23 protein-coding genes and 1 tRNA gene are annotated in these 23803 nt (G+C 59.3%); 14 read left to right on the top strand and 10 right to left on the bottom strand.

Going from position 1 to position 23803, the window contains the following annotated elements; all coding sequences use genetic code 11:
* The first annotated feature begins 32 nt into the window (after nt 1–32).
* Nucleotides 33–1379: a YihY family inner membrane protein gene (locus AC1RTP_RS25585; RefSeq protein ID WP_498611462.1), complete on the top strand. Its 1347-nt coding sequence runs from the start codon at nt 33–35 to the stop codon at nt 1377–1379.
* On the opposite strand, the gene AC1RTP_RS25580 is transcribed toward AC1RTP_RS25585, so the two are convergent.
* Nucleotides 1376–2164: an alpha/beta fold hydrolase gene (locus tag AC1RTP_RS25580; protein ID WP_498611461.1), complete on the bottom strand. Its 789-nt coding sequence runs from the start codon at nt 2162–2164 to the stop codon at nt 1376–1378. The genes AC1RTP_RS25585 and AC1RTP_RS25580 overlap by 4 nt on opposite strands.
* A gap of 2 nt (nt 2165–2166) precedes the next feature.
* Entirely contained in the window at nt 2167–3477 is a 1311-nt protein-coding gene (locus AC1RTP_RS25575) for an O-acetylhomoserine aminocarboxypropyltransferase (RefSeq protein ID WP_498611460.1), read from the bottom strand.
* Between the two features lie 145 nt (nt 3478–3622).
* On the opposite strand from AC1RTP_RS25575, the gene AC1RTP_RS25570 reads away from it, so the two are divergent.
* Complete coding sequence (locus tag AC1RTP_RS25570) at nt 3623–4081, top strand: CBS domain-containing protein (RefSeq protein ID WP_498611459.1); 459 nt, start codon at nt 3623–3625, stop codon at nt 4079–4081.
* 49 nt (nt 4082–4130) lie between these two features.
* Here the strand turns inward: AC1RTP_RS25570 and AC1RTP_RS25565 are convergent, their stop codons facing one another.
* Complete coding sequence (locus AC1RTP_RS25565) at nt 4131–6392, bottom strand: putative bifunctional diguanylate cyclase/phosphodiesterase (RefSeq protein WP_498611458.1); 2262 nt, start codon at nt 6390–6392, stop codon at nt 4131–4133.
* Nucleotides 6393–6603: 211 nt separating this feature from the next.
* On the opposite strand from AC1RTP_RS25565, the gene aroC reads away from it, so the two are divergent.
* Both aroC and AC1RTP_RS25555 read left to right on the top strand, forming a co-directional pair.
* On the top strand, nt 6604–7710 hold the full coding sequence (gene aroC, locus AC1RTP_RS25560; RefSeq protein ID WP_498611457.1) for a chorismate synthase: 1107 nt from the start codon (nt 6604–6606) through the stop codon (nt 7708–7710).
* Nucleotides 7711–7712: 2 nt separating this feature from the next.
* Complete coding sequence (locus AC1RTP_RS25555) at nt 7713–8855, top strand: MFS transporter (RefSeq protein WP_498611456.1); 1143 nt, start codon at nt 7713–7715, stop codon at nt 8853–8855.
* A 3-nt stretch (nt 8856–8858) separates the two neighbouring features.
* Here AC1RTP_RS25555 and AC1RTP_RS25550 read toward each other — a convergent pair whose 3' ends face one another.
* Both AC1RTP_RS25550 and AC1RTP_RS25545 read right to left on the bottom strand, forming a co-directional pair.
* Nucleotides 8859–10334, bottom strand: a complete 1476-nt coding sequence (locus tag AC1RTP_RS25550; RefSeq protein ID WP_498611455.1) for an HDOD domain-containing protein — start codon at nt 10332–10334, stop codon at nt 8859–8861.
* Nucleotides 10331–12064: a putative bifunctional diguanylate cyclase/phosphodiesterase gene (locus AC1RTP_RS25545; protein ID WP_498611454.1), complete on the bottom strand. Its 1734-nt coding sequence runs from the start codon at nt 12062–12064 to the stop codon at nt 10331–10333. Before AC1RTP_RS25545 ends, AC1RTP_RS25550 begins: the two co-directional genes overlap by 4 nt.
* A 249-nt stretch (nt 12065–12313) precedes the next feature.
* Here AC1RTP_RS25545 and AC1RTP_RS25540 point away from each other — a divergent pair, with 249 nt between their 5' ends.
* The 4 genes from AC1RTP_RS25540 (at nt 12314) to AC1RTP_RS25525 (ending at nt 15453) form a co-directional block, all read left to right on the top strand.
* Nucleotides 12314–13996 (top strand): isovaleryl-CoA dehydrogenase, encoded by a 1683-nt coding sequence (locus AC1RTP_RS25540; RefSeq protein ID WP_498611453.1) that lies wholly within the window; start codon nt 12314–12316, stop codon nt 13994–13996.
* 44 nt (nt 13997–14040) lie between these two features.
* Complete coding sequence (gene upp / locus AC1RTP_RS25535; protein WP_498611452.1) at nt 14041–14691, top strand: uracil phosphoribosyltransferase; 651 nt, start codon at nt 14041–14043, stop codon at nt 14689–14691.
* A 3-nt stretch (nt 14692–14694) separates the two neighbouring features.
* Entirely contained in the window at nt 14695–15048 is a 354-nt protein-coding gene (locus AC1RTP_RS25530) for an Hpt domain-containing protein (RefSeq protein ID WP_498611451.1), read from the top strand.
* A 201-nt stretch (nt 15049–15249) separates the two neighbouring features.
* Nucleotides 15250–15453, top strand: a complete 204-nt coding sequence (locus AC1RTP_RS25525; protein ID WP_057265306.1) for a cold-shock protein — start codon at nt 15250–15252, stop codon at nt 15451–15453.
* A gap of 66 nt (nt 15454–15519) precedes the next feature.
* On the opposite strand, the gene AC1RTP_RS25520 is transcribed toward AC1RTP_RS25525, so the two are convergent.
* Nucleotides 15520–16425 (bottom strand): LysR family transcriptional regulator, encoded by a 906-nt coding sequence (locus AC1RTP_RS25520; protein ID WP_498611450.1) that lies wholly within the window; start codon nt 16423–16425, stop codon nt 15520–15522.
* A 124-nt stretch (nt 16426–16549) separates the two neighbouring features.
* On the opposite strand from AC1RTP_RS25520, the gene aceB reads away from it, so the two are divergent.
* Nucleotides 16550–18139 (top strand): malate synthase A, encoded by a 1590-nt coding sequence (gene aceB / locus AC1RTP_RS25515; protein WP_498611449.1) that lies wholly within the window; start codon nt 16550–16552, stop codon nt 18137–18139.
* A 170-nt stretch (nt 18140–18309) separates the two neighbouring features.
* On the opposite strand, the gene AC1RTP_RS25510 is transcribed toward aceB, so the two are convergent.
* Together AC1RTP_RS25510 and gloB are read right to left on the bottom strand one after the other, a co-directional pair.
* Nucleotides 18310–18954, bottom strand: a complete 645-nt coding sequence (locus tag AC1RTP_RS25510; protein WP_498611448.1) for a 2-hydroxychromene-2-carboxylate isomerase — start codon at nt 18952–18954, stop codon at nt 18310–18312.
* 13 nt (nt 18955–18967) lie between these two features.
* Nucleotides 18968–19753 carry a hydroxyacylglutathione hydrolase gene (gene gloB, locus AC1RTP_RS25505; RefSeq protein ID WP_498611447.1) on the bottom strand — a complete coding sequence of 262 codons (786 nt, stop codon included), beginning with the start codon at nt 19751–19753 and terminating at the stop codon, nt 18968–18970.
* A gap of 20 nt (nt 19754–19773) precedes the next feature.
* On the opposite strand from gloB, the gene AC1RTP_RS25500 reads away from it, so the two are divergent.
* The 4 genes from AC1RTP_RS25500 to AC1RTP_RS25485 all read left to right on the top strand — a co-directional run bounded on the left by AC1RTP_RS25500 (nt 19774) and on the right by AC1RTP_RS25485 (nt 21822).
* Nucleotides 19774–20553 (top strand): class I SAM-dependent methyltransferase, encoded by a 780-nt coding sequence (locus tag AC1RTP_RS25500; RefSeq protein WP_498611446.1) that lies wholly within the window; start codon nt 19774–19776, stop codon nt 20551–20553.
* Nucleotides 20546–20986, top strand: a complete 441-nt coding sequence (gene rnhA / locus AC1RTP_RS25495) for a ribonuclease HI (protein WP_498611445.1) — start codon at nt 20546–20548, stop codon at nt 20984–20986. The genes AC1RTP_RS25500 and rnhA overlap by 8 nt, the downstream gene beginning before the upstream one ends.
* Nucleotides 20987–21033: 47 nt before the next feature.
* Entirely contained in the window at nt 21034–21735 is a 702-nt protein-coding gene (gene dnaQ, locus AC1RTP_RS25490; RefSeq protein WP_498611444.1) for a DNA polymerase III subunit epsilon, read from the top strand.
* Between the two features lie 12 nt (nt 21736–21747).
* Nucleotides 21748–21822 (top strand) — tRNA-Val (locus AC1RTP_RS25485).
* A 282-nt stretch (nt 21823–22104) separates the two neighbouring features.
* On the opposite strand, the gene AC1RTP_RS25480 is transcribed toward AC1RTP_RS25485, so the two are convergent.
* Nucleotides 22105–22731 carry a tyrosine-type recombinase/integrase gene (locus tag AC1RTP_RS25480; RefSeq protein WP_498611443.1) on the bottom strand — a complete coding sequence of 209 codons (627 nt, stop codon included), beginning with the start codon at nt 22729–22731 and terminating at the stop codon, nt 22105–22107.
* Between the two features lie 191 nt (nt 22732–22922).
* Here AC1RTP_RS25480 and AC1RTP_RS25475 point away from each other — a divergent pair, with 191 nt between their 5' ends.
* The gene (locus AC1RTP_RS25475) at nt 22923–23381 is read left to right on the top strand and encodes a hypothetical protein (protein WP_498611442.1); all 459 of its coding nucleotides are present in this window, start codon (nt 22923–22925) and stop codon (nt 23379–23381) included.
* 210 nt (nt 23382–23591) lie between these two features.
* Here the strand turns inward: AC1RTP_RS25475 and AC1RTP_RS25470 are convergent.
* Nucleotides 23592–23803: hypothetical protein (locus tag AC1RTP_RS25470; protein WP_498611441.1), on the bottom strand; the 212-nt coding region annotated here is incomplete at its 5' end.

Below are 23803 nucleotides of genomic sequence, written 5' to 3'. Positions count from 1 at the left end.
TTATTAATTAGCATGATCAAATAGCTTTACCGATGGTTCTTAAGTCCCTCTATACCAACGTTGCCCGCGCCTGTACCAAGGGCGTGGCCGAATTGCGCGCATTGTCCTGGAGCGAGTTGCGCGATCTCGTGCAGTTCGGGCGCCGCCGCCTGCGCGAGGAAAGCCTGCCACAGGTTGCCGGCGGCCTGACCTTCACCACTGTGTTCGCCCTGGTGCCGGTCCTGACGATTGCGCTGGCAATCTTTACAACCTTCCCGATGTTTAATACCTTCCGCACCGCGCTGGAGGCGTATTTCATCAAGAGCGTCATGCCGAAGGCCATTTCCAGCACCATCCTGGGTTATCTGACAACTTTCGCCTCCAAAGCCACGCGCCTGTCGGCCGTTGGTGCGGTGACGCTGGTGCTGACTTCCGTGACGATGCTGAGCATGATCGAGCGCGCCTTCAACCGCATCTGGCGCGTGAAGGCTGAACGCCGGCTGGTACGGCGGGTAATGGTGTATTGGGCGCTGATTACGCTTGGCCCGCTGCTGGTGGGCGTGTCCATCAGCCTGTCGACCCACCTGTTCGACGCGACCAGCGGCCTGGTTGGCTCGGTGACCGGTCCAATTTTCTATACCTTGCTGTCGGTGCTGCTGACGACACTGGGCTTCACCTTCCTCTATATTTCGGTACCCAACCGGATGGTGGACTGGCGCGACGCGATCTGCGGCGGTGCGCTGGCGGCGGTGGCTTTCGAGTTGGCCAAGCGCGGCTTCGCGGTGTTCATCACGCAGGTGCCGACCTATTCCAAGATTTACGGCGCGCTGGCAGCCTTGCCGCTGTTCCTGTTGTGGATTTACGTTTCCTGGCTGATTACGCTGCTGGGAGCATTGCTGACGGCCGCGCTGCCGGTGGTGAAATACGAACGCTGGTGGCACGAAGCAGTGCCGGGTGGCGAATTTGTCGACGCCATGGCGGTGCTGAAGGTGTTGCATGAGGCGCGCGAGCGCGGCGACAACGCTGCCGTCAGTTCGACGGAAATGCGTGGCCGCACGCGACTGGGCTTCGATGAAATGGATGCCCTGATGGAGAAGATGCTGGTTCCGGGCTGGGTGGCAAAAGTGAAGATCGCGCCGCCTTCACGGGTGCAGTTCGGAAAACGCGTCAGCGAAGGCGTGGACAATTGGGTGCTGCTGGCAAACGTGCACAAAGTGACGCTGGCGGACGTCTACCGCCTGTTCGTGTTCGGCGGCATGTCGCTGAATGCCGGCGTGGTGGCCGATTCAGACAATGAACTGGACCTTCAGGCCAGCCGCGATGCCGCCATCCTGGCGCGCCAGGTTGAAACGGCTGTGGAGGCCGGCCTGGGCGCCACGCTGGCCGAACATTTCGGCTAGCGCAGGAAGGCCAGCAGCGCGTCCAGCACAGCGTCAGGCTGTTCGGCCATCATCTGGTGGCCGGCATCGACGGTCACAGTGCGAGCGCCGGGCAATGCCGCCAGCAGCGCCTTTGTACTGCGCGGAGGCGTCATCATATCCTTGCTGCCAAAGATGAACTGCGCCGGGCAGCGGACGCTAGCCGCTGCCGCGTCGCCATTTGCATACGCATTGCAGGCCGTGAAATCGGTATGGAACAAATATTCCTCGCCCTGCGACGAAATACGCTCCATCAACCGCTTCGACATGCCGCTCACATAGAAACCGGGGCCAGGGCAAGACGGTTTCTGTGCGTACGAGCTGTGCGACCAGATGTTGACCATGTCTATCGCATCACCCTCAGCGTTGCGGGCCGCATCGAGCAGGGCGTCGGACACCTTCATCGGGTAAGTTGCGCCAAGCAGCGCCAGGCGCGTAATGCGGTCCGGCGCTTGGTGCGCAGTCTCCAGTGCGATCAGGGAGCCCATGCTGTGCCCGACCAGGGCGGCCGATTTCACGCCAGCCGCGTCGATCAGGCCACGCAGCCATGCGGCCATTTCCTCGACGCTGCGCAGCGCGGCTCCACGGCTGCGGCCATGGCCAGGCAAATCCACAGCCAGCACGCCAAAGCCGTGATGCGCCAGATAGCGCGATTGCAGCGCCCAGACCGAATGGTCGTTTTGCGCGCCGTGGATCATGACCACGGTTGGCAAAGCCGGATCGAAGGCCTTGCCGCCCGTGTAGCAATAAGAATCACTGAACATCATTCTCAAGCCCCTTTCTGCGAGGCTTTGAGGCCGCGCGCCAGGTCTTCCAGCAGGTCGTCGGCATCCTCCAGTCCGACCGAGAGCCGCATGGTGCCCTCGGCGATGCCCGATGCCGCCAACTGGTCGGCCGGCACCCGGAAATGGGTGGTGGAAGCAGGGTGGATCACCAGCGAGCGCGCATCGCCCACATTGGCCAGGTGGGAGAACACTTTCAGGCTGTCGACAAAGCGTTTGCCTGCGGCGCGGTCGCCCTTCAGTGTGAACGACAGCACGGCCCCGGCGCCTTTCGGCAGCAGGCGGGCGGCCAATGCGCGGTCCGGGTGCGAATCCAGTTCGGGGTAAATGACCGATTCCACTGCCGGATTGGAAAGCAGGAATTCGGCCACGCGGCGCGTGTTGGCGACGTGGCGATCCATCCGCACAGCCAGCGTTTCCACGCCCTGCAGGATGGCGAAAGCATTATGCGGACTCATGGCTGCACCGAAATCGCGCAGTCCCTCGCGCCGAGCACGCAGCGCAAACGGCGCCACGGTCGACTCTTCAGCGAAGACCATGCCGTGGAAGCCGTCATATGGTTCGCAAAGCTCGGCAAAGCGCCCAGTTGCTTCGTAGGCCGCTTGCCAGTCGAAGGTGCCGCCATCCACCAGCACGCCGCCGATCGCCGTACCGTGACCGCACAGGAATTTGGTCGCGGAGTGGAATACCAGGTCGGCGCCATGATCGAATGGGCGCAGCAAGTAAGGAGTGGTGAAGGTCGAATCGACCATCAGGGGCAGGTGCGCTTCATGCGCAATTGCCGCCACGTTCGGGATGTCCAGCACGTCGAGCCCGGGATTTCCCAGTGTTTCGCCAAAAAGGACCTTGGTATTGGGCCGGATCGCCGCACGCCAGGCATCCAGATCTCGCGGATCGACAAAGGTGGTCTCAATGCCAAAGCGCTTCAACGTGTAGCAAAGCAGGTTATGCGAGCCGCCGTAAAGGGCGCGTGAGGCCACGATATGCGAGCCTGTGCCGGCGATGGTCGCCAGTCCGAGATGCATGGCCGCCTGGCCGCTGGCCGTGGCAATCCCCGCCACGCCGCCTTCCAGTGCCGCCATGCGCTCTTCCAGCACCGCATTGGTGGGGTTGGAGATGCGCGAATACACATGTCCCGCGCGCTCCATATTGAAGAGGGCTGCAGCGTGGTCGGAGTCGCGGAAAGCGAAGGAGGAGGTGAAATGGATGGGAGTTGCGCGGCTGCCGGTGGCCGGATCTGGCGTGGCGCCCGCGTGCAGGGCGAGGGTATCGAACCCTGGATAATTTGGCTTAGTCATGGCTGACATGCTATCGTGTTATTTAGCTTGTGAATACTGTTGCGTTTTGATTAATCCAGAACTGGATTTTTCGCTTGGCTTACGCTAAATTCGATGGTAAGGCTTACAATAAAACCATAATCACCACCGGACAGGACGGCCCAAAATGAAAGTATCCGAAATCCTCCAAGTCAAAGGGAACATCCTCTACACGATCACTCCGGACCAGCCGTTGGTCGAAGCGGCAAACACCATGGCCGAGAAAGATATCGGCTCGCTGGTGGTGATGGAATATGGTGACCTGGTAGGCATGCTGACCTTCCGCGAAGTGCTGAAGGCGCTGCATTCGAACCAGGGTTCGGTCGGCGGCGGCACCGTGCGCAAGCACATGGACGACCACCCGATCACCGTGACCCCGGACACCGAAGTGAATGAAGTGCGCCGCATCATGCTGGAAAAGCATGCGCGCTACCTTCCGGTCATGAACGCCAAGACCCTGCTGGGTGTGATCTCGTTCTACGACGTGGCGCGCGCCGTGCTGGAAGCGCAGAGCTTCGAGAACCGCATGCTGAAGGCCTATATCCGCGACTGGCCGGCAGAGGAAGAAGAGAAGTCCGAAGGCTGATCCCCGCCTCGGCAAACAAAAAAGCCACCGAACGACGGTGGCTTTTTTATTATGCGACGCCGGCCAGGGCGTCGTCGCTGAGCCAGCCTAGCAAGGCCTCACCGGTCATCGGACGGGCAAACAGGAAGCCCTGGCCCAGCGGGCAGCCCAGGTTTTCCAGGATCTGTGCCTGGCGTTCGTCTTCCACGCCTTCCGCGATCACCGCCAGGCCGAGGTTGCGGCCCAATTGCACGACCATTTCGGCAATGCTGCTGCCGCGTGCCGAGTTGGTGATCTCGGTGACGAAGGCGCGGTCGATCTTCAGGCGGTCGATTTGCAGGCGCTGCAGGTAGGACAGCGACGAGAAACCGGTGCCGAAATCGTCGATCGCAATGGTGACGCCGGTCTGCTTGATCTGCGCCAGCATCTTGATTAGCATGTCCGGTTCTTCCATGGCCATCGATTCCGTGATTTCCAGTTCCACGTATTCAGGCGGCGCGCCCGTGTCGTGCAGGGCGTTGCGCAGCGTTTCCATGAAGTGCGGATGGCGGAACTGCACTTGCGATACGTTGATCGACATGGTGAATTCGGTATGGCCCGCGGCCCGCAGCGCCACCAGTTCCTGCAAAGAGGTGCGCATCACCCATTCGCCCAGGTCGATGATCAGGCCCGAATATTCCGCAATAGGGATGAAGCGGTCCGGCGAGACGAATTTGCCGTCCGGCGTCTGCCAGCGCAGCAACGCCTCTGCACCGGATGGGCGGCGTGTCGACAGGTCGACTTGGGGTTGGTAGACCACGAACAGCTGGTTCTGGCTGAAGCCCGTGCGCAGCGCGTGCATCATGCGTACGCGTTCGCGGATTTCCACGCCCATGCTGCGCGAGAAGTAGAAGTGGCCGGCGCGCTGCTGCGTCTTGGCGCGCTTCAGCGCGATATCGGCATCTTTCAGTGCGTCGGCGCCGCCGCCATCGTGTTCCAGCAGGCGCACCAGGCCCAGGGTGGCGGACAATTGCACGTCCTGGCCATCAATGCTGAATGGGGTCGAGAACAGGCTGATGATGTTGGCCGGATTGACCTGGCCGGCATCGCCCAGCACGCAGAAAATGTCGCCGCCGATGCGCGCCACAGTCAATTGCTTGCCAAGGCTGTTTTGCAGTCGGCCCGCGACCGCGGATAGCAGCAGGTCGCCGAATTCATGGCCCAGGGCGTCATTGGTTTCGGCAAAGTGGTCGAGGTCCACCAGGCAAAGCGTGGCGTCTTCCTTGGCTGGTCCGGCCAGCGTGGCATCGAGGATCTCGATCAGGCGGGTGCGGTTCGGCAGCTTGGACAGATTGTCGTAGAAGGCCGCGGTATGCAGGTGCGATACCAGCTCCACATTGTCAAGCCCCACGGCGACGTTGCTGCAGAAGACTTCGAGCAGGCTTTGTTCCAGCGCGCTCGGCGCCCGCGAAACGTCCATGAAGGCGACGAAGGTGCGGCTAGCCTTTCCGGCGAAATGCAGCACCAGGCTGTCGGCGTTATAGATATTGCGGCGGGCCGCCAGGCAATCTTCCATGGCCTTGAATACGCGCGGATCTTCCTGGATGGTCAGCTGGCTGCTGTTAAGGTTATGGTGGCTACCGGTGGCGGCCATCACGACCAGTTCGTGGCAGCCGGCGTCGGGGCATTCCTGCACACACAGCACGCCGTGCGCTTCCTGGTCCAGCAATGCGGCGATCTGCGACAGCACACCAGAGGCGAAATTCTGTACGCCATGCAGCGCCATCAGCTCGGTGCTCGCTTGGACGATGCGCGCCAGGCCGCGACGGCTTTCGTTGATATTGCGGATTTGTTCGTAGGAGCGGATCGCGGCGGTCACGGTCGTGAACAGCTTGATGCGGGTCAGTTCCGACTTGGTCTTGTAATCGTTGATGTCGAAATCGCGGATCGCGTCGATTTCGGGCGCATAGCCAGGTTGGCCGGTGCGCAGGATGATGCGCACATCGGCCAGTCTCAGCGTTTCGCGGATATAGCGCACCAGGTGCAAACCGGCGTCATCTTGCTCCATTACTACGTCGAGCAGGATCACGGCGATTTCCTGTTCGTGCTTGAGCATTTCGCGCGCCTGGGCGGCGGAATAAGCGTGCACGAATTCGAGAGGGCGATGCTGCATGTCCAGGTTGCCGAGGGCGAACGTGGTCGTCGAATGGACGTCTTCGTCGTCATCGATAATCATCACGCGCCAGACATTGCGCTGTGCCGGGGGAACTGGCTGAGCGGTATGCTCTTCTAAGAAAACCAGATCGTCCTGATCGTCGTGGCCGCCATCCGGCGCCGTGATCGAAGGGGGCATTTGTCGCTTCTCCAAGGGGTCTCGGTGTTCTTACAACTTAGTATATAGCGAATTGTTCCTGAGAACGACCATTTAAACACTTTCATGGAAGTTAACGAATAGCGGGGTGCTAGTTTTGCAAATCTTGGTGGCAAAATGGCTACTCCCTGCGAGTTTTGCCATCTCGGGTTAGAATGGGGAGTTTCCCCGGCAACTACACATCTCCCTCATCATGTCTGGCAACTCCTTCGGCAAGCTGTTCACCGTCACCACTTTTGGCGAATCCCATGGTCCTGCAATTGGCTGCGTAATCGATGGCTGTCCACCGGGCCTGGTGCTGTCGGAAGCGGACATCCAGCCGGAGCTTGACCGCCGCAAGCCAGGCACTTCGCGCCACGTGACACAGCGCCAGGAGCCGGACACGGTGCAGATCCTGTCGGGCGTGTACCAGGGCGTGACGACCGGCACCCCGATTGCCCTGCTGATCAAGAATGAAGACCAGCGCAGCAAGGATTACGGCAATATCGCGGAGAGCTTCCGTCCCGGCCATGCCGACTACACCTACTGGCATAAATACGGCGTGCGCGATCCACGCGGCGGCGGCCGCTCCTCGGCGCGCTTGACCGCTCCGGTAGTGGGCGCAGCTGCCATTGCCAAGAAGTGGCTGAAAGAGAAATACGGTACTGAATTCGCGGGCTGCATGAGCCAGTTGGGCGACATCGAAGTGCCGTTCGAGAGCTATGAACACGTTCCTTCCAATCCGTTCTTCGCAGCCACTTCGGACGCGGCCCTGATCGAGCGCATGGAAGAATACATGGACGCGCTGCGCAAGGATGGCGATTCCATCGGCGCCCGCATTGACGTGGTGGCGCGCAACGTCCCGGTAGGCCTGGGCCAGCCAATTTATGACAAGCTGGATGCCGACATCGCTTACGCCATGATGGGCATTAACGCGGTGAAGGGTGTCGAGATCGGCGCCGGCTTCGACAGTGTGGCGCAGCGCGGCTCGGAGCACGGCGACGAACTCACCTTGGAAGGCTTCGTCGGCAATAATTCCGGCGGCGTATTGGGCGGCATTTCGACTGGCCAGGACATCAGCGTTTCGATCGCAATCAAGCCGACTTCCTCGATCCGTACGCCGCGCCGTTCGATCGACAAGGAAGGCAACCCGGTGATGGTGGAAACGTTCGGCCGCCACGATCCGTGCGTCGGCATCCGCGCAACGCCAATTGCGGAAGCGATGCTGGCCCTGGTGCTGATGGACCACGCCTTGATGCATCGCGCGCAGTGCGGCGACGTTAAAGTATCCACTCCGGATATCAGTAAGGCGTCGCAGTAAGCGTGTTGCCGGCCCAGGCTTTCGGATTCGCGCTTTTCCTCTTCTGTTATTACGCTTACGCCGGTACTTTCTCGACATACGCCAGCCTGTATTTCCAGGGCAGGGGGATGTCGGTAGCACAGATCGGCGTGCTGATGTCGCTGATCCAGGTGTTGCGGATCTTCGGCCCCAATGTCTGGGGTTATGTTGCTGACCATTCCGAACGGCGCGTCTTCGTACTGCGCCTGACCGGCATGGCGGCGCTGGTTTCGTTTTCCGGTTTCGTTTTCGGTTCCACTTTCGCGCACTTCTTTGCCGCGATGGTTTTGCTTAACCTGTTCACGAGCGCACAAGGGCCGATGTGCGAGGCGTTGATGCTTTCCGAAATGCGGGGCGACCTGACGTACTACGGGCGCATACGCCTGTGGGGTTCGATCGGCTTCATCGTGACGGTGATGCTGTCTTCCTTCCTGATGGACTGGCAGGGCACTGGCGCCTTGATCTGGTTCTGTGGCGTGCTGCTGGTGTGCGTGCTGGGCGCCGCTTTCCGCCTGAAGGACGTGCCGCGCCTGACGCATTCCGGCAAGCCGCCTGCGCTGCTGGCGGTGCTGCGCAAAAAAGAAGTGCTGGCATTCTTCGCTTCCACGGCACTCATGGTCTCGGCCCACGCCTCGCTTTATACCTTCTATTCGCTTTACCTGGAAAAACAGGGCTATAGCAAAACCGTCACTGGCCTGATGTGGTCCGTCGGCGTTGTGGCTGAAGTGCTGTGCTTCTATTACCAGGCGCCCCTGTTCAAGCGTTGGGGCGCCAAGCGGCTGATGTACGCCTGCTTCGGCATTGGTGTGCTGCGTTTTGCACTGATTGGCATCGGTCCGCACTCGCTGGTCCTGCTTGTGCTGGCGCAGTTGATGCACGCCGCGACCTTCGCCTTGCACCACTCGGCATCGGTGCAGACCATGCAGCGCTGGTTCGGCGGCGCTTTGCAGGCGCGTGGCCAGGCCCTTTACATCAGCATTTCTTACGGCGTAGGCGCCAGCATAGGAAGCCTGGCTCTGACCCAGGTCTGGGAAAGCGCAGGACCGCAATGCATTTACTTTGTTGCGTCGGGATTGGTGGCGGCGGGCGCCGTGGCTGCAGCCTTGAGCTACCGCTGGCGGCGATAGGATTCAGGCTGCGCGGTTGACCGAGTCGACGTGGCGGCGCTCGGCTGCTTTCATCACCATGGCACGGATATCGTTCAGCAGGGAGAACTCGGTCGGGCTGAGGTGGATGGCAGGGAAGGAATCGTCCCAATCACCATACAGGAAGCCGGTCGGCTGGCCGTTGGAGCACAACGGCAGGATCACGAAGCTGCGCGCGTCGCTCAGCGTATCGCGCCACCAGGCTGGGAGTTTGGCTGAAAATTTCGGGTCGGCCGCATTCTCGATAAAGATCACACGGTCGCTGCTTAATGCGGCGTGGAAGACATTCGGCTCGTAAGCGTCCGGGAACTGCATGGAAGGCAGGTGTTCGCGCACGCCTTCGCCCAGGCACATGCGCGCCATATATTTGTTCTCGCGGCGATTGCGCACAAAGGCCACGGCGCGTGTGAACTGCAGGCCCTTGAACACGGTTTCCAGCGCAATAGACACCATCTGGCCAGGGCTTGCGGAATCCAGCGAATCGCGCATATCGGACAGGCCGCTGAGCAGGATATTGTTGCCGGCGGCGCGCTGGCGGGTCTGGTCCAGCGCCTTGGCGCTGCGTTCGCCCGGCTTGGACAGCGGGGCAATCGACAGGTCGGACGCCGCCACCACCTTGGCTTGTTCGATCGCGAGCGCCAGCTTGTCGGTGCTCACACCGATCATGTTCGAGTAGCGCGCGGTAATGCGGCGCACTTCGGCCGCGCCTTCCTCATTGTCGTGCCACAGGGCGCCAGCACAGATGCAAGACATGGTGGACACGCCAGCTACCCAGTCTTCCTGACTGAGAGGTTCGGCCGGTTCATCGTCCGCAGGCGGTACCAGCGTGCGCATGCCCGAGAGCAGGTTGCTTGGCAGGCCCCAGTGCACGGCGGCGGCGCGGCCGATGTCCTGCAGGCTCAAGCCCAATATGTCGACTGCGGAAGCATCCTCCTTGCCTTCACCGGCGGTTTCCTGCAGCGCGGTCCAACGCTCCGGCATGTAGAAGGTGATCATCATGCGGCCCAGAGTTTGCAGCATGGAGCACACGACGGCCTCTTCGCCCTGGCGGTTCTCGGCGGTCGCCGACACTTCGCGCGCGACGATGCCTGCCAGGACGGCTTTTTCCATTTCGATGTGGGCCAGGCCGGAATCCGGCGACACCACCGAGAGTTCTTCGATCAGCTTGAGGCCAAGCGCCAGGTGGCCGATTGCCTCGGTGCCGAGCACCAGCACAGCTTTGCTGACGGTGTTGATATGCTGGCCGAATGCGGAATACATGCCGCTATTGGCAAGGCGAAGCACCTTCTGCGTCAGGACAGGGTCCGACAGCACGGTGCGCGCCATATCGAATTCTTTTTCATCTTCGCCGCGCATCGCGCCGAGGATGGAGGTGATGGCCTTGGCAAAGCCCGGCATATCGCCCTGGAGGCGGGTGCGTTCCCACAGGGTCGAGAGAGTCTGATCGCCCAGTGCGCTCATTGGGCCACCTGCCTGACTTCTTCGGTCATCAGGGAAGCATAGGTACGCTCTTTCAGCGCCGCCATCGCGGTATGCGCGGCCATCGGGCGGCCGGTCAGGAAGCCCTGCACGTATTGGCAGCCGCGCTGTTCAACGTACTGCATCTGTTCTTCGGTCTCCACGCCTTCCGCCACGACAGACAGGTCCAGGTGTTTTGCCAGGTCCAGCACGGCGTTGCAGATGGCGCCGTCCTTTTCGGAACCAGGCAGGTCGCGAATGAAGGTGCGGTCGATCTTGAGCACAGAAATCGGGAAGCGTTTCAGGTAGGACAGCGAGGAGTAGCCGGTGCCAAAGTCGTCGATCGCGATGCGTGCCTTGCGTTCCGCCATTTTTGCCAGGATCATTTCGGCATGCGATGGGTCGATCATCAGCGTGCCTTCAGTAATTTCTAGTACCAATTGTTCACCAGGCAGGCCGGAGAAGGCCAATGCATCGTCGAGGACATCCAGGAATTTATCGTTGCGGAACTGCCGCGGGCTGATATTAACAGAAATGTAAAGCGGCCGTTTTGCCACTTCCTGGAACTGCTTCAGCTGCACGCAGGCCGATTTGAGGGCCCAGGCGCCGAGCAGGTTAATCAGTCCGTTGGTTTCCGCGATCGGGATAAAGCGGCCTGGCGGCACCATGCCAAGGGTAGGGTGCTTCCAGCGCATCAGGGTTTCAAAGCCCTCGATTTCGCGCGAAATGGCATTGACGATAGGCTGGTAGTACAGCAGGAATTCGCCTTCGCGCACGGCCTGGAACATGGCTGCTTCCAGCGAAATATCGTGCTCGGGCGGACCGCTTTGGCGCTGGCTATAGACGACGCAACGCGCCTTGCCGGTTTCTTTGGCGCGCGACATCGCCGCGTCGGCCAGGGCAATCAGGCGCACTTCGTCCTCGGCGTGCTCGGGATAAATCGAAACGCCCAGGGAAGCGCTGACGTAAATCGTGTGCTGTTCGACTTCGAAGGGCGACTGCAGCGTGGCGAGCAAGCGGCCGGTGACCAGCTTGATCTGCGCCTCGTTGTAAGTACCGGGTAGCACGGCGACGAATTCATCGCCGCCAACACGGGCCAGGGTGTCGCTGTCGCGCAGGGTCTTGCGCAGGCGCGCCGCGGCCATTTTCAGCACAGCGTCGCCGACAGGATGGCCGAGGCCATCGTTCACTTTCTTGAAGCTGTCGAGGCCAATGGTGGCGACAGCAAAGCCCTGGCCGGAACGGCGGGCCTGGGCAATGGTCATGCGCAGGCGGTCCGTCAGCAGCAGTCGGTTTGGTAATTCGGTCAGGCCATCGTGGGTGGCCATGTGGCGCAGCCGCTCTTCGGTCGCGTGCTGGGTCGTCATGTCGCGGCCGACAACCAAGAGTTCGTAAGCCTTACCAGCGGTCGCATAACTGCTTACACGCAGTTCATAAGAGACTTCCTGGTCGGGGGTTTTCAGGCGGATTTCAGCGCGGTTCGCGCCGCGGCCCTGAATCGATTCCGAGAGGGCTGATTTCAGTGTGGCGTGATCCAGGTCGCAAACATAAGCGAGAAAGGGGTGGCCTTCCATTTCCTGCCCGCCGCGTAACAAATTGGCAGCGCGTTGGCTTGCGAAGAGAATTTGCCCCATCAAATTGAGCCGGAACACAACATCACCAGCTTCCTCTAAAAGGAGGTTCGCCTCATGGTGTGATGTCGCTAAGGGCACTGTTGTGGAGCTGGAAAGCATTGTTGCGCTCGATTCTTTCTCTTCGGGTCGTAACCAGAGAGAAATGTAACACTTAAAGCTCATGTTTCACATGAAAAAGAGCAACATTTGTCTATGTTTTTAGGAAATATGTTGCCCGAGATCAGTTTTAAATGAATTCAGTGGAAGTTTGATGCTTTATTAAGCAATATTTCGTTTTCATTGTTATCTTGCTACTCCTGAAAGTTTGCGCTAGCCTCTGCGATAACGAGCACGCATGAGGAGAACGCCATGAACCGTTTCGACACGCACGAGGTCTTCAACCAGGTGTCGCCCTTCGTGAACGTCAACCTGTTCACTTGCGATACCGCGCTGCGCGAAGCGCTTGAACGCGAAGGCGGCGCTTTTGCCACCGCGTCGTTGATGGAGCTGGGTGCGGAGTTGGGCACTGCCGAGATGCAGGAACTGGCTCGGCAAGCGAACGAACACCCACCCGTACTGAATAATTTCGACCGTGGCGGGCGCCGCATCGATGAAGTGGAATTCCATCCGGCCTGGCACAAGCTGATGGAGCAGATGGTCGCCGCCGGAGCGCACGCTTCGCCATGGGAGGGCAAGCACCCGCACCACGGCGCGCAAGTGGCCCGCGCGGCGCGCTACATCCTGTTCGGCCAAGTGGAGAATGGTTCGCAATGCCCTGTCACCATGACCTATGCAAGCGTGCCCGCGCTGCGCCAAAGCCCTGGCCTGGCGGCGCGCTGGCTGCCCAAAATCCTATCGCGCGTTTACGATCCGAGCCCGCTGCCGATTGATGAAAAACGCGGCGCGCTGATCGGCATGGGAATGACAGAAAAGCAGGGCGGTTCCGACCTGCGCGCCAACACCACCCACGCTGAAGCCGTGCCGGCACACGAAGCGCGCGAACTGCTCGGCGAGGACAGTGAACCGGTCTATCGCCTGACCGGCCACAAATGGTTCTTCTCCGCGCCGCAATGCGACGCCCACCTGGTGCTGGCCCAGGCTGGTGACGAAGGACTGAGCTGCTTCCTCGTGCCGCGCTTCCTGCCTGACGGCGCACGCAACCAGGTGCGTGTGCAGCGACTGAAACAAAAGCTCGGCAATAAGTCGAATGCCTCTTCCGAAGTCGAATTCACCGGTGCCTATGGCTGGCTGCTTGGTCCCGTGGGGCGCGGCATTCCGACCATCCTGGAAATGGGCAACCACACTCGCCTCGATTGCGTGCTGGGCACTGCCGGCATCATGCGCGCCGCGCTGACCCAGGTATTGCATCACGCCCGCCGCCGCAGTGCCTTCGGCAAGCCGCTTGCCGAGCAGCCGCTGATGCAGAATGTATTGGCCGACCTGGCGCTGGAATCGGAGGCGGCGACGGTGTTTGCCATGCGCCTCGCACGCTGCTTTGATCACATGGACAATCCCGCGGAGGCCTTGCTGGCGCGCCTGTTGACGCCTGCCGGCAAATACTGGATCTGCAAACGCGGCCCAGGCTTTGGCGCGGAAGCGATGGAAGTCCTCGGCGGCGGCGGCTATGTCGAGGAAAGCTCGCTGGCCCGACTGTATCGCGAGCTGCCGGTCAACTCTATCTGGGAAGGCTCCGGCAACGTCATGTGCCTGGACCTGCTGCGCGCGCTGTCGAAATCCGGCCAGGCGAAAGAAGTGCTGGCCGCCGAACTAGGGGAGGGCAGCCACGCCGATCCCGAATATGTACGCTACACCAGCCAACTGCTGGCCGACCTGCCGCGCGCCAGCCAGGACGAATTCGGCGCCCGCCAACTGGCCGAGCGCATCGTGTTGGCGGTACAAGCCGGCCTGCTACTGCGCCACGCCCCAGCCTTCGTCAGCTCAACCTTCGTTGCCACCCGCCTTGCGCGGGAACCGGGCGGCGCATACGGCCGGCTACCGGCGGGAACCAACTGCGAAGCCATCCTGCAGCGCGCGCTGGTGGAAAACGCCTGAGGCTGGGATAATGCGCGCAATTAACCGAATTTAAAGCTAAATTTATGAAACAAGATCCACGCTTTCCCAACCTGTTCATCACCGACCACCCGCTGATCCAGCACAAGCTAAGCCATATGCGCGACAAGGCAACGTCCACGCGCACCTTCCGCGAACTGCTGAAAGAAATCACCCTGCTGATGGGTTACGAAATCACCCGTGACCTGCCGCTGACCACGCGCGAAATCGAGACCCCGCTGCAAACCATCCAGGCCCCTGTGATCGCCGGCCGCAAGCTGGCCGTAGTGCCTATCCTGCGCGCTGGCGTTGGCATGAGCGACGGCCTGCTGAACCTGGTGCCATCGGCCCGCGTCGGCCATATCGGCGTTTTCCGCGACCCTGAAACCCACCAGCCGGTGGAATACCTGGTGCGTTTGCCGGACCTGGTCGACCGTACTTTCATCCTGTGCGACCCGATGGTCGCGACCGGAAATTCGGCCGTTCATGCTGTTGACGTGCTGAAAAAGCGCGGCGTCACCGACGACCAGATCATCTTCCTGGCTTTGGTAGCCGCACCGGAAGGCATCGAAGTGTTCCAGAAATCGCACCCGAATGTGAAGATCTTCTGCGCCTCGCTGGACTCCCACCTGAACGAACACGCCTACATCATTCCAGGCCTGGGCGACGCGGGCGACCGCATTTTCGGTACCAAATGAGCCATGGCGAACCCAGTCGACCCAGAATTCCAGGACCGGCTGCAAGCCTTGCGCGACAAATACGCCGCCAGCATTCCCGAACGCATGGCGGCAATCCGGGAAGCCCTGGCCCGGTGCCAGGGCGGCCTGACGCCTCCGAATATCGACCAATTGCACCACTCTTTGCACAGCGTGGCCGGCTCTGCCGGGTCATTTGGCTTCCACGCACTGGGAAATGAGGCTCGCCGTATCGAGCAACTGGTGCGCGCTGTCATGGAATCCGGCGCCCCCTGGGATGGCATCGAATCTGCCGTGCAAGCACTGTTGCATTGGGCCGACAAGGATTTTCGTTCCGAAAAGTTTGCCGCGCACGATTGATATTTATCAAACAAGATTGATAAATCTTGTCTATAGTTAGCTATACATGTGCGGAACCTGTTGGGCAAATCGTGAATTAATTTTCATCGCGACGTGTTTTTAGCAGGTATTTCGGTATAATGCGGGATCGTCTAGATTCAGGTGACTGGATTTAAACGGTATCACGGGCGTAAAGCTCACTTAACTGTAATAGGAATTGTAATGGCAACTGGTATCGTAAAATGGTTCAACGACGCAAAGGGTTTTGGCTTCATTACCCCTGATGAAGGCGGCGAAGATCTGTTTGCTCACTTCTCGGCTATCCAAAGCGCCGGCTTCAAGTCGCTGCAGGAAAACCAACGCGTCTCCTTCGACGTGACCTCCGGCCCAAAAGGCAAGCAGGCGTCGAACATCCAGCCTCTGTAATCAGGCGGATCCAAACTGCAAAAAATCCTCCAAATCGGAGGATTTTTTTTGCCTGTACAGTCCGTGTCAACCTTTGCGCCAATAGCCCGGCTGGGAATAGGTATGGCGCAGGAAGTCTACGAAGGCGCGAATCCGTAGCGGCAGGTGGCGGCGTTGGGCAAAAACGGCGTATATGTCATTGCCGGGCGCTGAGTATTCGTTGAGCACCGGTTTTAAGCGTCCAGCGTCAATATCGGCTCCGACTTCCCACATTGAACGCCATGCCAGGCCTTTGCCGGCCAGCACCCATTCGTGCAGCACAGCGCCGTCGTTGCAGCTCATATTCCCGGCAATCTTCAAGGTGACATTCTTATCACCCTGGCGGAAGGTCCAGCCACGCTGGCTGCCTTCGCTGCTGATGGTCATGCAGTTGTGCTTCGACAGGTCGTCCAGTGTCTTTGGCACCCCGTGGCGTTTCAGGTAGGCGGGTGTGCCGACGACGACGCGGTGGTTGTCGGCGAGCTTCAGGCTGACCAGGTTGGAGTCGGACATAGAGGCGATGCGGATCGCTACGTCGACGCCTTCGCCGATCAGGTCGACCACGCGGTCACTCAAATTCAATGTCACGGCCACGTCACGGTGCTCCGCTAAAAAGGAGGGGATCAGCGGTGCTACGTGCAGCCGTCCGAAGCCTGCCGGTGCGGAAATCATCAGGTGGCCCGTGGCGCGCGCGCTACGTTCTGCCACGGCGGCTTCCGCGCTTTCCAGTTCGCTGAGGATGCGCTGGCAATCCTCAAGGAAGGCCGCGCCTTCGTCCGTCAGTGCCAGCTTGCGCGTGGTACGCTGGAGCAGTTTGACGCCGAGGCGTTGCTCCAGTGCGTCAAGCCGGCGCCCTATAACGGCCGGCGCGATACCTTCTGCACGGGCAGCTGCCGACAGGCTGCCTCGGTTGACCACTTCTACAAAGGTGGAAATTTGCCTGAATTGACCCATGCGTCCTCACTTATGACTAAAACGCACAGATGATGTGCGTTTTAGTCTTGTTTCTCTATGTTTTTAGTCAATATACTGGAAAACATCGAATCACAACACTAACCATCTATAACGGAGAAAGACCATGAGCATTACTCTGCCAGCAGGTATGCAAATCACAGGTGAGATCAAGCCAGGTTTCGAGCGCGTCCTGACCCCCGAGGCACTGGCCCTGGTGGCGAAGCTGAGCCGCGAATTCGAACCGCGCCGTCAGGAATTGCTGGCCAAACGCGTAGAGCGCGCCAAGCGCCTGGATGCAGGCGAGCGTCCAGACTTCCTGGCCGAAACCGCCCATATCCGCAATGGCGACTGGAAGATTGCCCCGATCCCTCAAGCGCTGGAATGCCGCCGCGTGGAGATCACTGGTCCGGTTGAACGCAAAATGGTCATCAACGCCCTGAACTCGGGCGCCGACTCCTACATGACCGACTTCGAAGATTCGAACACCCCGAACTGGGACAACCAGATCACCGGTCAAATCAATATGCAGGACGCGGTGCGCAAGACCATCGCGCTGGAACAGAACGGCAAGTCCTACAAGCTGAATGAAAAGACCGCTACCCTGGTGGTGCGCCCACGCGGCTGGCACTTGGACGAAAAGCACGTGACCGTTGACGGCAAGCGTGTTTCGGGCGGCATCTTCGACTTCGCCCTGTTCATGGTCCACAACGCGAAAGAGCAACTGGCACGCGGCGCCGGCCCATACTTCTACCTGCCGAAGATGGAATCGCACCTGGAAGCGCGCCTGTGGAACGATATCTTCGTCATGACCCAGAATGAGCTGGGCCTGCCACAAGGCACCATCAAGGCCACCGTGCTGATCGAAACCATCCTGGCTGCCTTCGAGATGGACGAAATCCTGTACGAACTGCGCGAGCACAGCTCGGGCCTGAACGCCGGCCGTTGGGATTACATCTTCAGCTGCATCAAGAAATTCAAGCTGGATAAGGACTTCTGCCTGGCCGATCGCGCGAAAGTGACCATGACTTCGCCGTTCATGCGTGCCTACGCGCTGCTGCTGCTGAAGACCTGCCACAAGCGCAATGCGCCGGCAATCGGCGGCATGGCTGCACTGATCCCGATCAAAAACGATCCGGAGAAGAATGAAGTGGCGATGGGCGGCGTGCGTAACGACAAAGCGCGCGATGCCACCGATGGCTACGATGGCGGTTGGGTGGCTCACCCAGGCCTGGTTGAACTGGCCATGGGCGAGTTCAAGAAAGTGCTGGGCGATGCGCCTAACCAGATTTCGAAACAGCGTCCGGACGTGGAAGTGACTTCGGCTGAACTGCTGGACTTCAAGCCGGAGGCGCCGATTACTGAAGCGGGTCTGCGCTACAACATCAACGTGGGTATCCATTACCTGGGTAGCTGGTTGAATGGTAACGGCTGCGTGCCGATTCATAACCTGATGGAAGATGCGGCGACTGCGGAAATTTCGCGTTCACAGGTGTGGCAGTGGATTCGTTCCTCCAAGGGCGTGCTGGAAGATGGTCGCAAGGTGACCGCTGATATGGTGCGTGCGATGATTCCTGAGGAACTGCCGAAGGTGAAAGCCTCCGCGCCGGATGGCTCCACCCCAGCCTACGATCGTGCTGCTGTGATTTTTGAGAAGATGTCGACTTCGGAAGCGTTTGAAGAGTTCTTGACGCTGCCGCTGTACGAAGAAATCTAAACCCGGTAAACCAGGGTCAGACCCAAGGGTCTGACCCTGTCTGCTCGCCGGCCAACGGGGTTGGGTCTGGGTTCTTGACGTTCTCAATAAGCCAAAGGCCTAGAACCAACCCCGCTGGCCGTGAGTCCGTTCAGGGTCTGACCCTTGGGTCGGACCCAGGTTTACCGGTTTTAGCGGCGGGTCGCCAGCGGCTGCCTGTCAAGAAAGTCCTGCAAGCGGGCCTCGTCGATACGATGGCCCGCAATCCTGCGGAGCAAGCTGTCGATCCGATCCGCACCCCAGAACAATTCCCCGTCAAAGACAAAACTCGGCACGCCAAAAATGCCATCGTTAATGGCCTGCTCAGTCGCTCGCGCCAATTCCGCCTTCACCTCCGCCGTCCCTGCCGCAGCCACCAGCGCCTCCCCATCCAGCCCGCAATCCCGTGCCACCCGCGCGAGAACTGTAAAATCCTGCGCGTCCTGCCCCAGTTCCCAGGTCGCGGCCATAACCGCCGAAAAAAACGCAATCCGCTCATCGCGATCAACAATTGCCGTCGCCATGCGCAGCATCGGCAAAGGATTAAACGGATGTCCTGGCGGACCCGCAAACTCCAGCCCTTGAGCCGCCGCCTGCCGCATCACATCCCGGAAAGTCAGCGCGCGCTTGGCAGGCACCTCCGCCGGCCCCACCAGCCCATGCTTGTTCAGCATCGCCGCAAACAAAACAGGCACCATCTCAACTTTCACCCCAGCCGCCTCAATTCGGGCAATCTGCTTGGTCGCGAGCCACACGAAAGGACTGATCGGATCTACATACATGCGGACGGTCTGCATAAATCTCCTTAAATTAGAAGGTATTCTTCCACTCCCTGAGCGCCGCGAAGACGGCAACCGGCGGCTCCCCGCCAGTCAATTTGCCGGCCTCGCGCAGCCGGGAAGCGATTTCAGGTTCACGATAACGCAAGAAAGGATTGGTGGCCCGCTCAAGGCCAATGGTACTTGGCACGGTCGGTTTGCCCAGTTCACGGGTTGCGGAATCAGCAGCCACGCGGGCCTGCAAAGCAGCGTTCCCCGGCTCAACCGCGCAAGCAAAGCGCAGATTGGACAGCGTATATTCATGGGCGCAGAACACCTTGGTAGCCTCCGGCAGCGCGGCCAGCTTTCCCAGCGACTCCGTCATCTGTGCGGGCGTACCCTCGAACAGACGCCCGCAGCCGCCTGCAAACAGGGTGTCCCCGCAGAAGACCCACGGTTCCGCGCCGTCGCGCACGTAGGCGATATGGCCTCGCGTATGCCCCGGCACGTCGAGTACGCGCAACGACAAATCCAGACCGGGGACGGCCACTTGGTCGCCTTCGCCGAGCGGTACGGTTACGGCCGCGATACCATCATGGCGCGGACCGAAGACCGGCACCGGAAATTGCGCCAAAAGCCCCGGTACGCCGCCAATATGGTCAGCATGGTGATGGGTGAGTAGAATGGCGGTAAGCGTCAATCCGTGTTGCTTCAGGGCGGCAAGGATGGGCGCTGCGTCGCCGGGATCGACGGCTGCAGCATTGCGGCCATCGTGGATCAGCCAAAGATAGTTATCCTTAAAGGCTGGGACGGTAAGAACGGAAACAGGTTTGCTCATGGGCTCAATAAAGGGAATGCATGGATAGCGCAACATCCGACGAATCCATTATAGCGTTTGACAAATGGCTGGAAACACCGCCAGGGGCATATGTGCGCGCCTGGGAGCAGGCATGCCTGGACAAGATGGTGGCGGATATCTTCGGCTTCAATGCCGTGCAGATCGGCATGCCGCAAATCGACGCACTGGCCGCGAACCGCATGCCGCACCAATGGCTGGCCGATATCCGCCAGCATCCGCGCCGCTCCGGCGCTGGCCGCGCCGTGGCGGTCACGCTGGATAGCGTTGAGCTGCCGTTTGCTACCAATAGTATGGACCTGGTCGTCCTGCCGCATGTGCTGGAATTTTCCGCCGAACCGCACCAAGTGCTGCGCGAAGTCGAGCGCGTGCTGATTCCGGAAGGCCAGGTCATCGTGTGCGGTTTCAATCCGGTGAGCCTGTGGGGCCTGCGCCAAGTGCGCGGCCGCCTGACCGGATCGCAATATTTGCCAAAAGCGGGCGAGTTCATTTCCATGCCGCGCATTAAAGACTGGCTAAAATTGCTGAATATGGGCGTGAGCCAAACGCAATTGGGCTGCTACGCGCCCGCTTGCCGCACAGAGCGTTGGCTGGCGCGCTATAACTTCATGGACCGCGCCGGCCCGAATTACTGGCCGTATTTCGGCGCGGTCTACATGGTGCAGGCGATCAAGCGTGTGAAAGGCATGCGCCTGATCGGACCGGCCTGGAAGCAGAAAACGGCGAAGGCGGGCGTTCCCGTCCCCGCCACCAACAAACACAAAGAAAGACTCGATGGATAAAGTAGAGATTTACACAGACGGCGCCTGCAAAGGCAATCCTGGCACCGGCGGCTGGGGCGCGCTGATGATCGCAGGCGACGCCAAGAAGGAAATGTTCGGCGGTGAGCTGAATACCACCAACAACCGCATGGAATTGACCGCAGTGATCGAATCGCTAAAGGCCCTCAAGCGCCCCTGCGAAGTGGTCCTGCATACCGACAGCCAATACGTCCAGAAGGGCATCAGCGAGTGGATCCACGGCTGGAAGGCGCGTGGCTGGAAGACCTCCACCAAGGAGCCGGTCAAGAACGCCGATTTGTGGCAAGCGCTCGATGCGGCACAGGCGGCCCACACGGTCGACTGGCGCTGGGTACGCGGCCACAATGGCCATCCAGGCAACGAGCGCGCCGACCAGCTGGCCAACCTGGGCGTGGAATCGGTCCGTAAGAAATAAGGCCTGTTATACTTCGCCGCTTGCTACGAACACTTTCGTGAAGATTTATGCGTCAAATCGTCCTCGATACCGAAACTACCGGCATTAACCCTAAGCAGGGAAACCGAATCATTGAAATTGGCTGCGTCGAACTGTTCGAGCGCAAGCTGACGGGGAATAACTTCCACCGCTATATCAATCCTGATCGCGACTCGGAAGAGGGCGCATTGGCCGTCCACGGCTTGACCACTGAGTTCCTGCGCGATAAGCCGCGCTTCCATGAGGTGGTGGCGGAGCTGCGCGAGTATATCCAGGGTGCGGAAGTCATCATCCACAACGCGCCCTTCGACCTTGGCTTCCTGAACCACGAATTCAACCTGCTCAAGCTGCCGGCCTTTGATTCCCATATCAATGGCGTGATCGACACCCTGGTGCAAGCAAAGGAAATGCGCCCAGGTAAGCGTAACTCGCTGGATGCGCTGTGCGAACACTTCGGCATCTCCAACGCTCATCGCAAACTGCACGGCGCGCTGCTTGACGCGGAATTGCTGGCCGACGTTTACCTTGCCATGACCCGCGGCCAGAACAGCCTGGGCATGGACATCGTGATCGAAGACACGGGCAGCGGCATCGCCATGGCAGAGATCGCGTTGGCTGAAGTGATGGTGCTGCGTGCCAGCGATTCGGAAGAGGCGGCACACAAGGATCTGCTCGATGGCCTGGACAAGGCGGTCAAGGGAACTTGTGTTTGGCGTACCCCTAGTCTATAATAGCGCCACTTCGGGAGGTTAGCTCAGGGGTAGAGCACTGCATTCACACTGCAGGGGTCGCAAGTTCGAAACTTGCACTTCCCACCAATATTCAAGCAAATCAAGGGCTTACGAATTCATGTCGTAGGCCTTTTTTGTTTGGTATGAAAAAAGTATAAAAAAGCGGCACAAAATTCTGCGTTTAAGGCGGAGCGCGCGCCTTTTGCACTTGCTTCCAGGACTTGCTCTCCTACCGTCCCCATCCCCTCTGCCAAATTTTCGACTAGTTCGTTGGCTGCACTCTTACTGCAGAGGCAAAAGCCATGACATCATGCTCAATGAGTGCGGACGAGCATGGGAAGGGGGCAGCTACGACGCCACCCCCGGTATTTATGCGTCAGTCTGCTCGGCAATCTCAAGCGCGTCGTCCACCTCGATGCCCAAGTAGCGTACGGTGCTTTCAAGCTTGGTGTGCCCCAGCAGTAGTTGGACGGCTCGCAGGTTCTTCGTTCGCCGATAGATGAGGGTTGCCTTAGTTCGACGCATGGTGTGCGTGCCATAAGCAGAGGGATCGAGTCCGATCTCATCAAACCATTGGTGGACGATGCGAGCGTATTGCCTCGTGGAGATGTGAGGCGAGCCAGTGATTCTGCTCGGGAACAAGTAGTCTGAGCTTCGTAAATTTGCAGTTGCAATCCAAGTGCTGATACTTTGCCTGGTACCTTCCGTCAGTTCAAATTGCACAGGCTGCTTGGTCTTCTGTTGAATCACACTAGCTCTATGCGCGACGTGAGAGCCATGACAAATATCGAGCACGCGCAGTTTGACAAGGTCACAACCACGTAACTTGCTGTCGATCGCCAGGTTGAACATTGCCAAGTCTCTCAAGCGGCCGTAGATTTCTAAACGGACACGAATCGCCCAGATTTCGCTGATCCGGAGTGGCGCCTTCTGACCAATTAGTTTGTCCTTGTTCCAGGGTACGCGCGTGGGCGTTACCGAAGTTTGAGTATCCATGGTGCACCTCCTTTTCGAAAGGAGTTTCACTATGCTCCGATAACCTACTGTGGTCGCCGCCGATCATGCTCGGTGAGAATCCGTGTATTTCTTCGTTCAAGCAAGATGGTATGCTGAAAGTTGCTGGCTTCGGCCAACAACGGACATCTACAGGGTCCCCTTCTTTTGGCGTTAACGAATAGAAGATAGTCATGCTTAGAAAAAATCTCGTTTTATCATCATTACTGGCTTTGACTGCTTACGCGGCCGCAGCTGAAGACCTCGAATGTAAGTATGAAAAGCGCTTTAAAGGCTCAGGTTCAAAACAGGCTGGCTTGAAGGTTCAGATCGGCGCAAAAGGAATAACTCATCTTGCCGTGTCCAGCTCATATGCCTCTGGACAGGAAGGTGGGGGGTACGTGTGCGAGGTCGATACATCCGATCAGAATCAGACCGTCAAATGGGATTCAGAAAACAGGAAGACTCTGCTTCGGGTCACGTTTGCTGGCGCCAGGCCATCCAATATCGAAATCGAGCCCACCGCAAAAGGCTACCGCGTAAATCTTGAAGGAGCATCTCTGGATGCTTGCGGGTTCGGAGCCGAGTGGCCGAGGTCTATCGAAGTTAGTCGTGGAAGCAAGAAATGCGAAGTAATCTACAACAATTACTAGAGATCAGAGTGCTGCCTGTCCTGAGACGGTAACCGGCCTAACCGGCCGCACGGCACCCAAGACACTTTTGAGTGACACACTATGAGTACGACGGTTGCCAGTTTGCTGGGAATTATGAAGGTCCGCCTTTCGATGTATGAAACAGGGGTGATTGCACCGCCCCTCGAAGTCATTATCGCCACTCGCGCACTTGTAGCTGAGCTTGATGTGCTAGCCCCTAAAGAGATCGTTGACATTGTCTATTCCAGGAATCCGTTTCACGCGCAATACATCAGGAAAAAGACCGGGAAGCTCTTGGCTGAGTTTACAATTGACGCCGGAAGCCTGCCGTCCTAATAGCGCTAGCGGCCAAGAGCCGCCGGATGCGTTTGAAATCAATGCAGATTGGAGAAGTATGCTCAAGATAGTTTTTCTTTTTATAT

It is taken from the genome of Pseudoduganella sp. GW821-FHT11H04, from assembly GCF_058807935.1.
The sequence above is the reverse complement of the archived record's forward strand: the minus strand, read 5'-3'. Positions and strand labels throughout refer to the sequence as shown.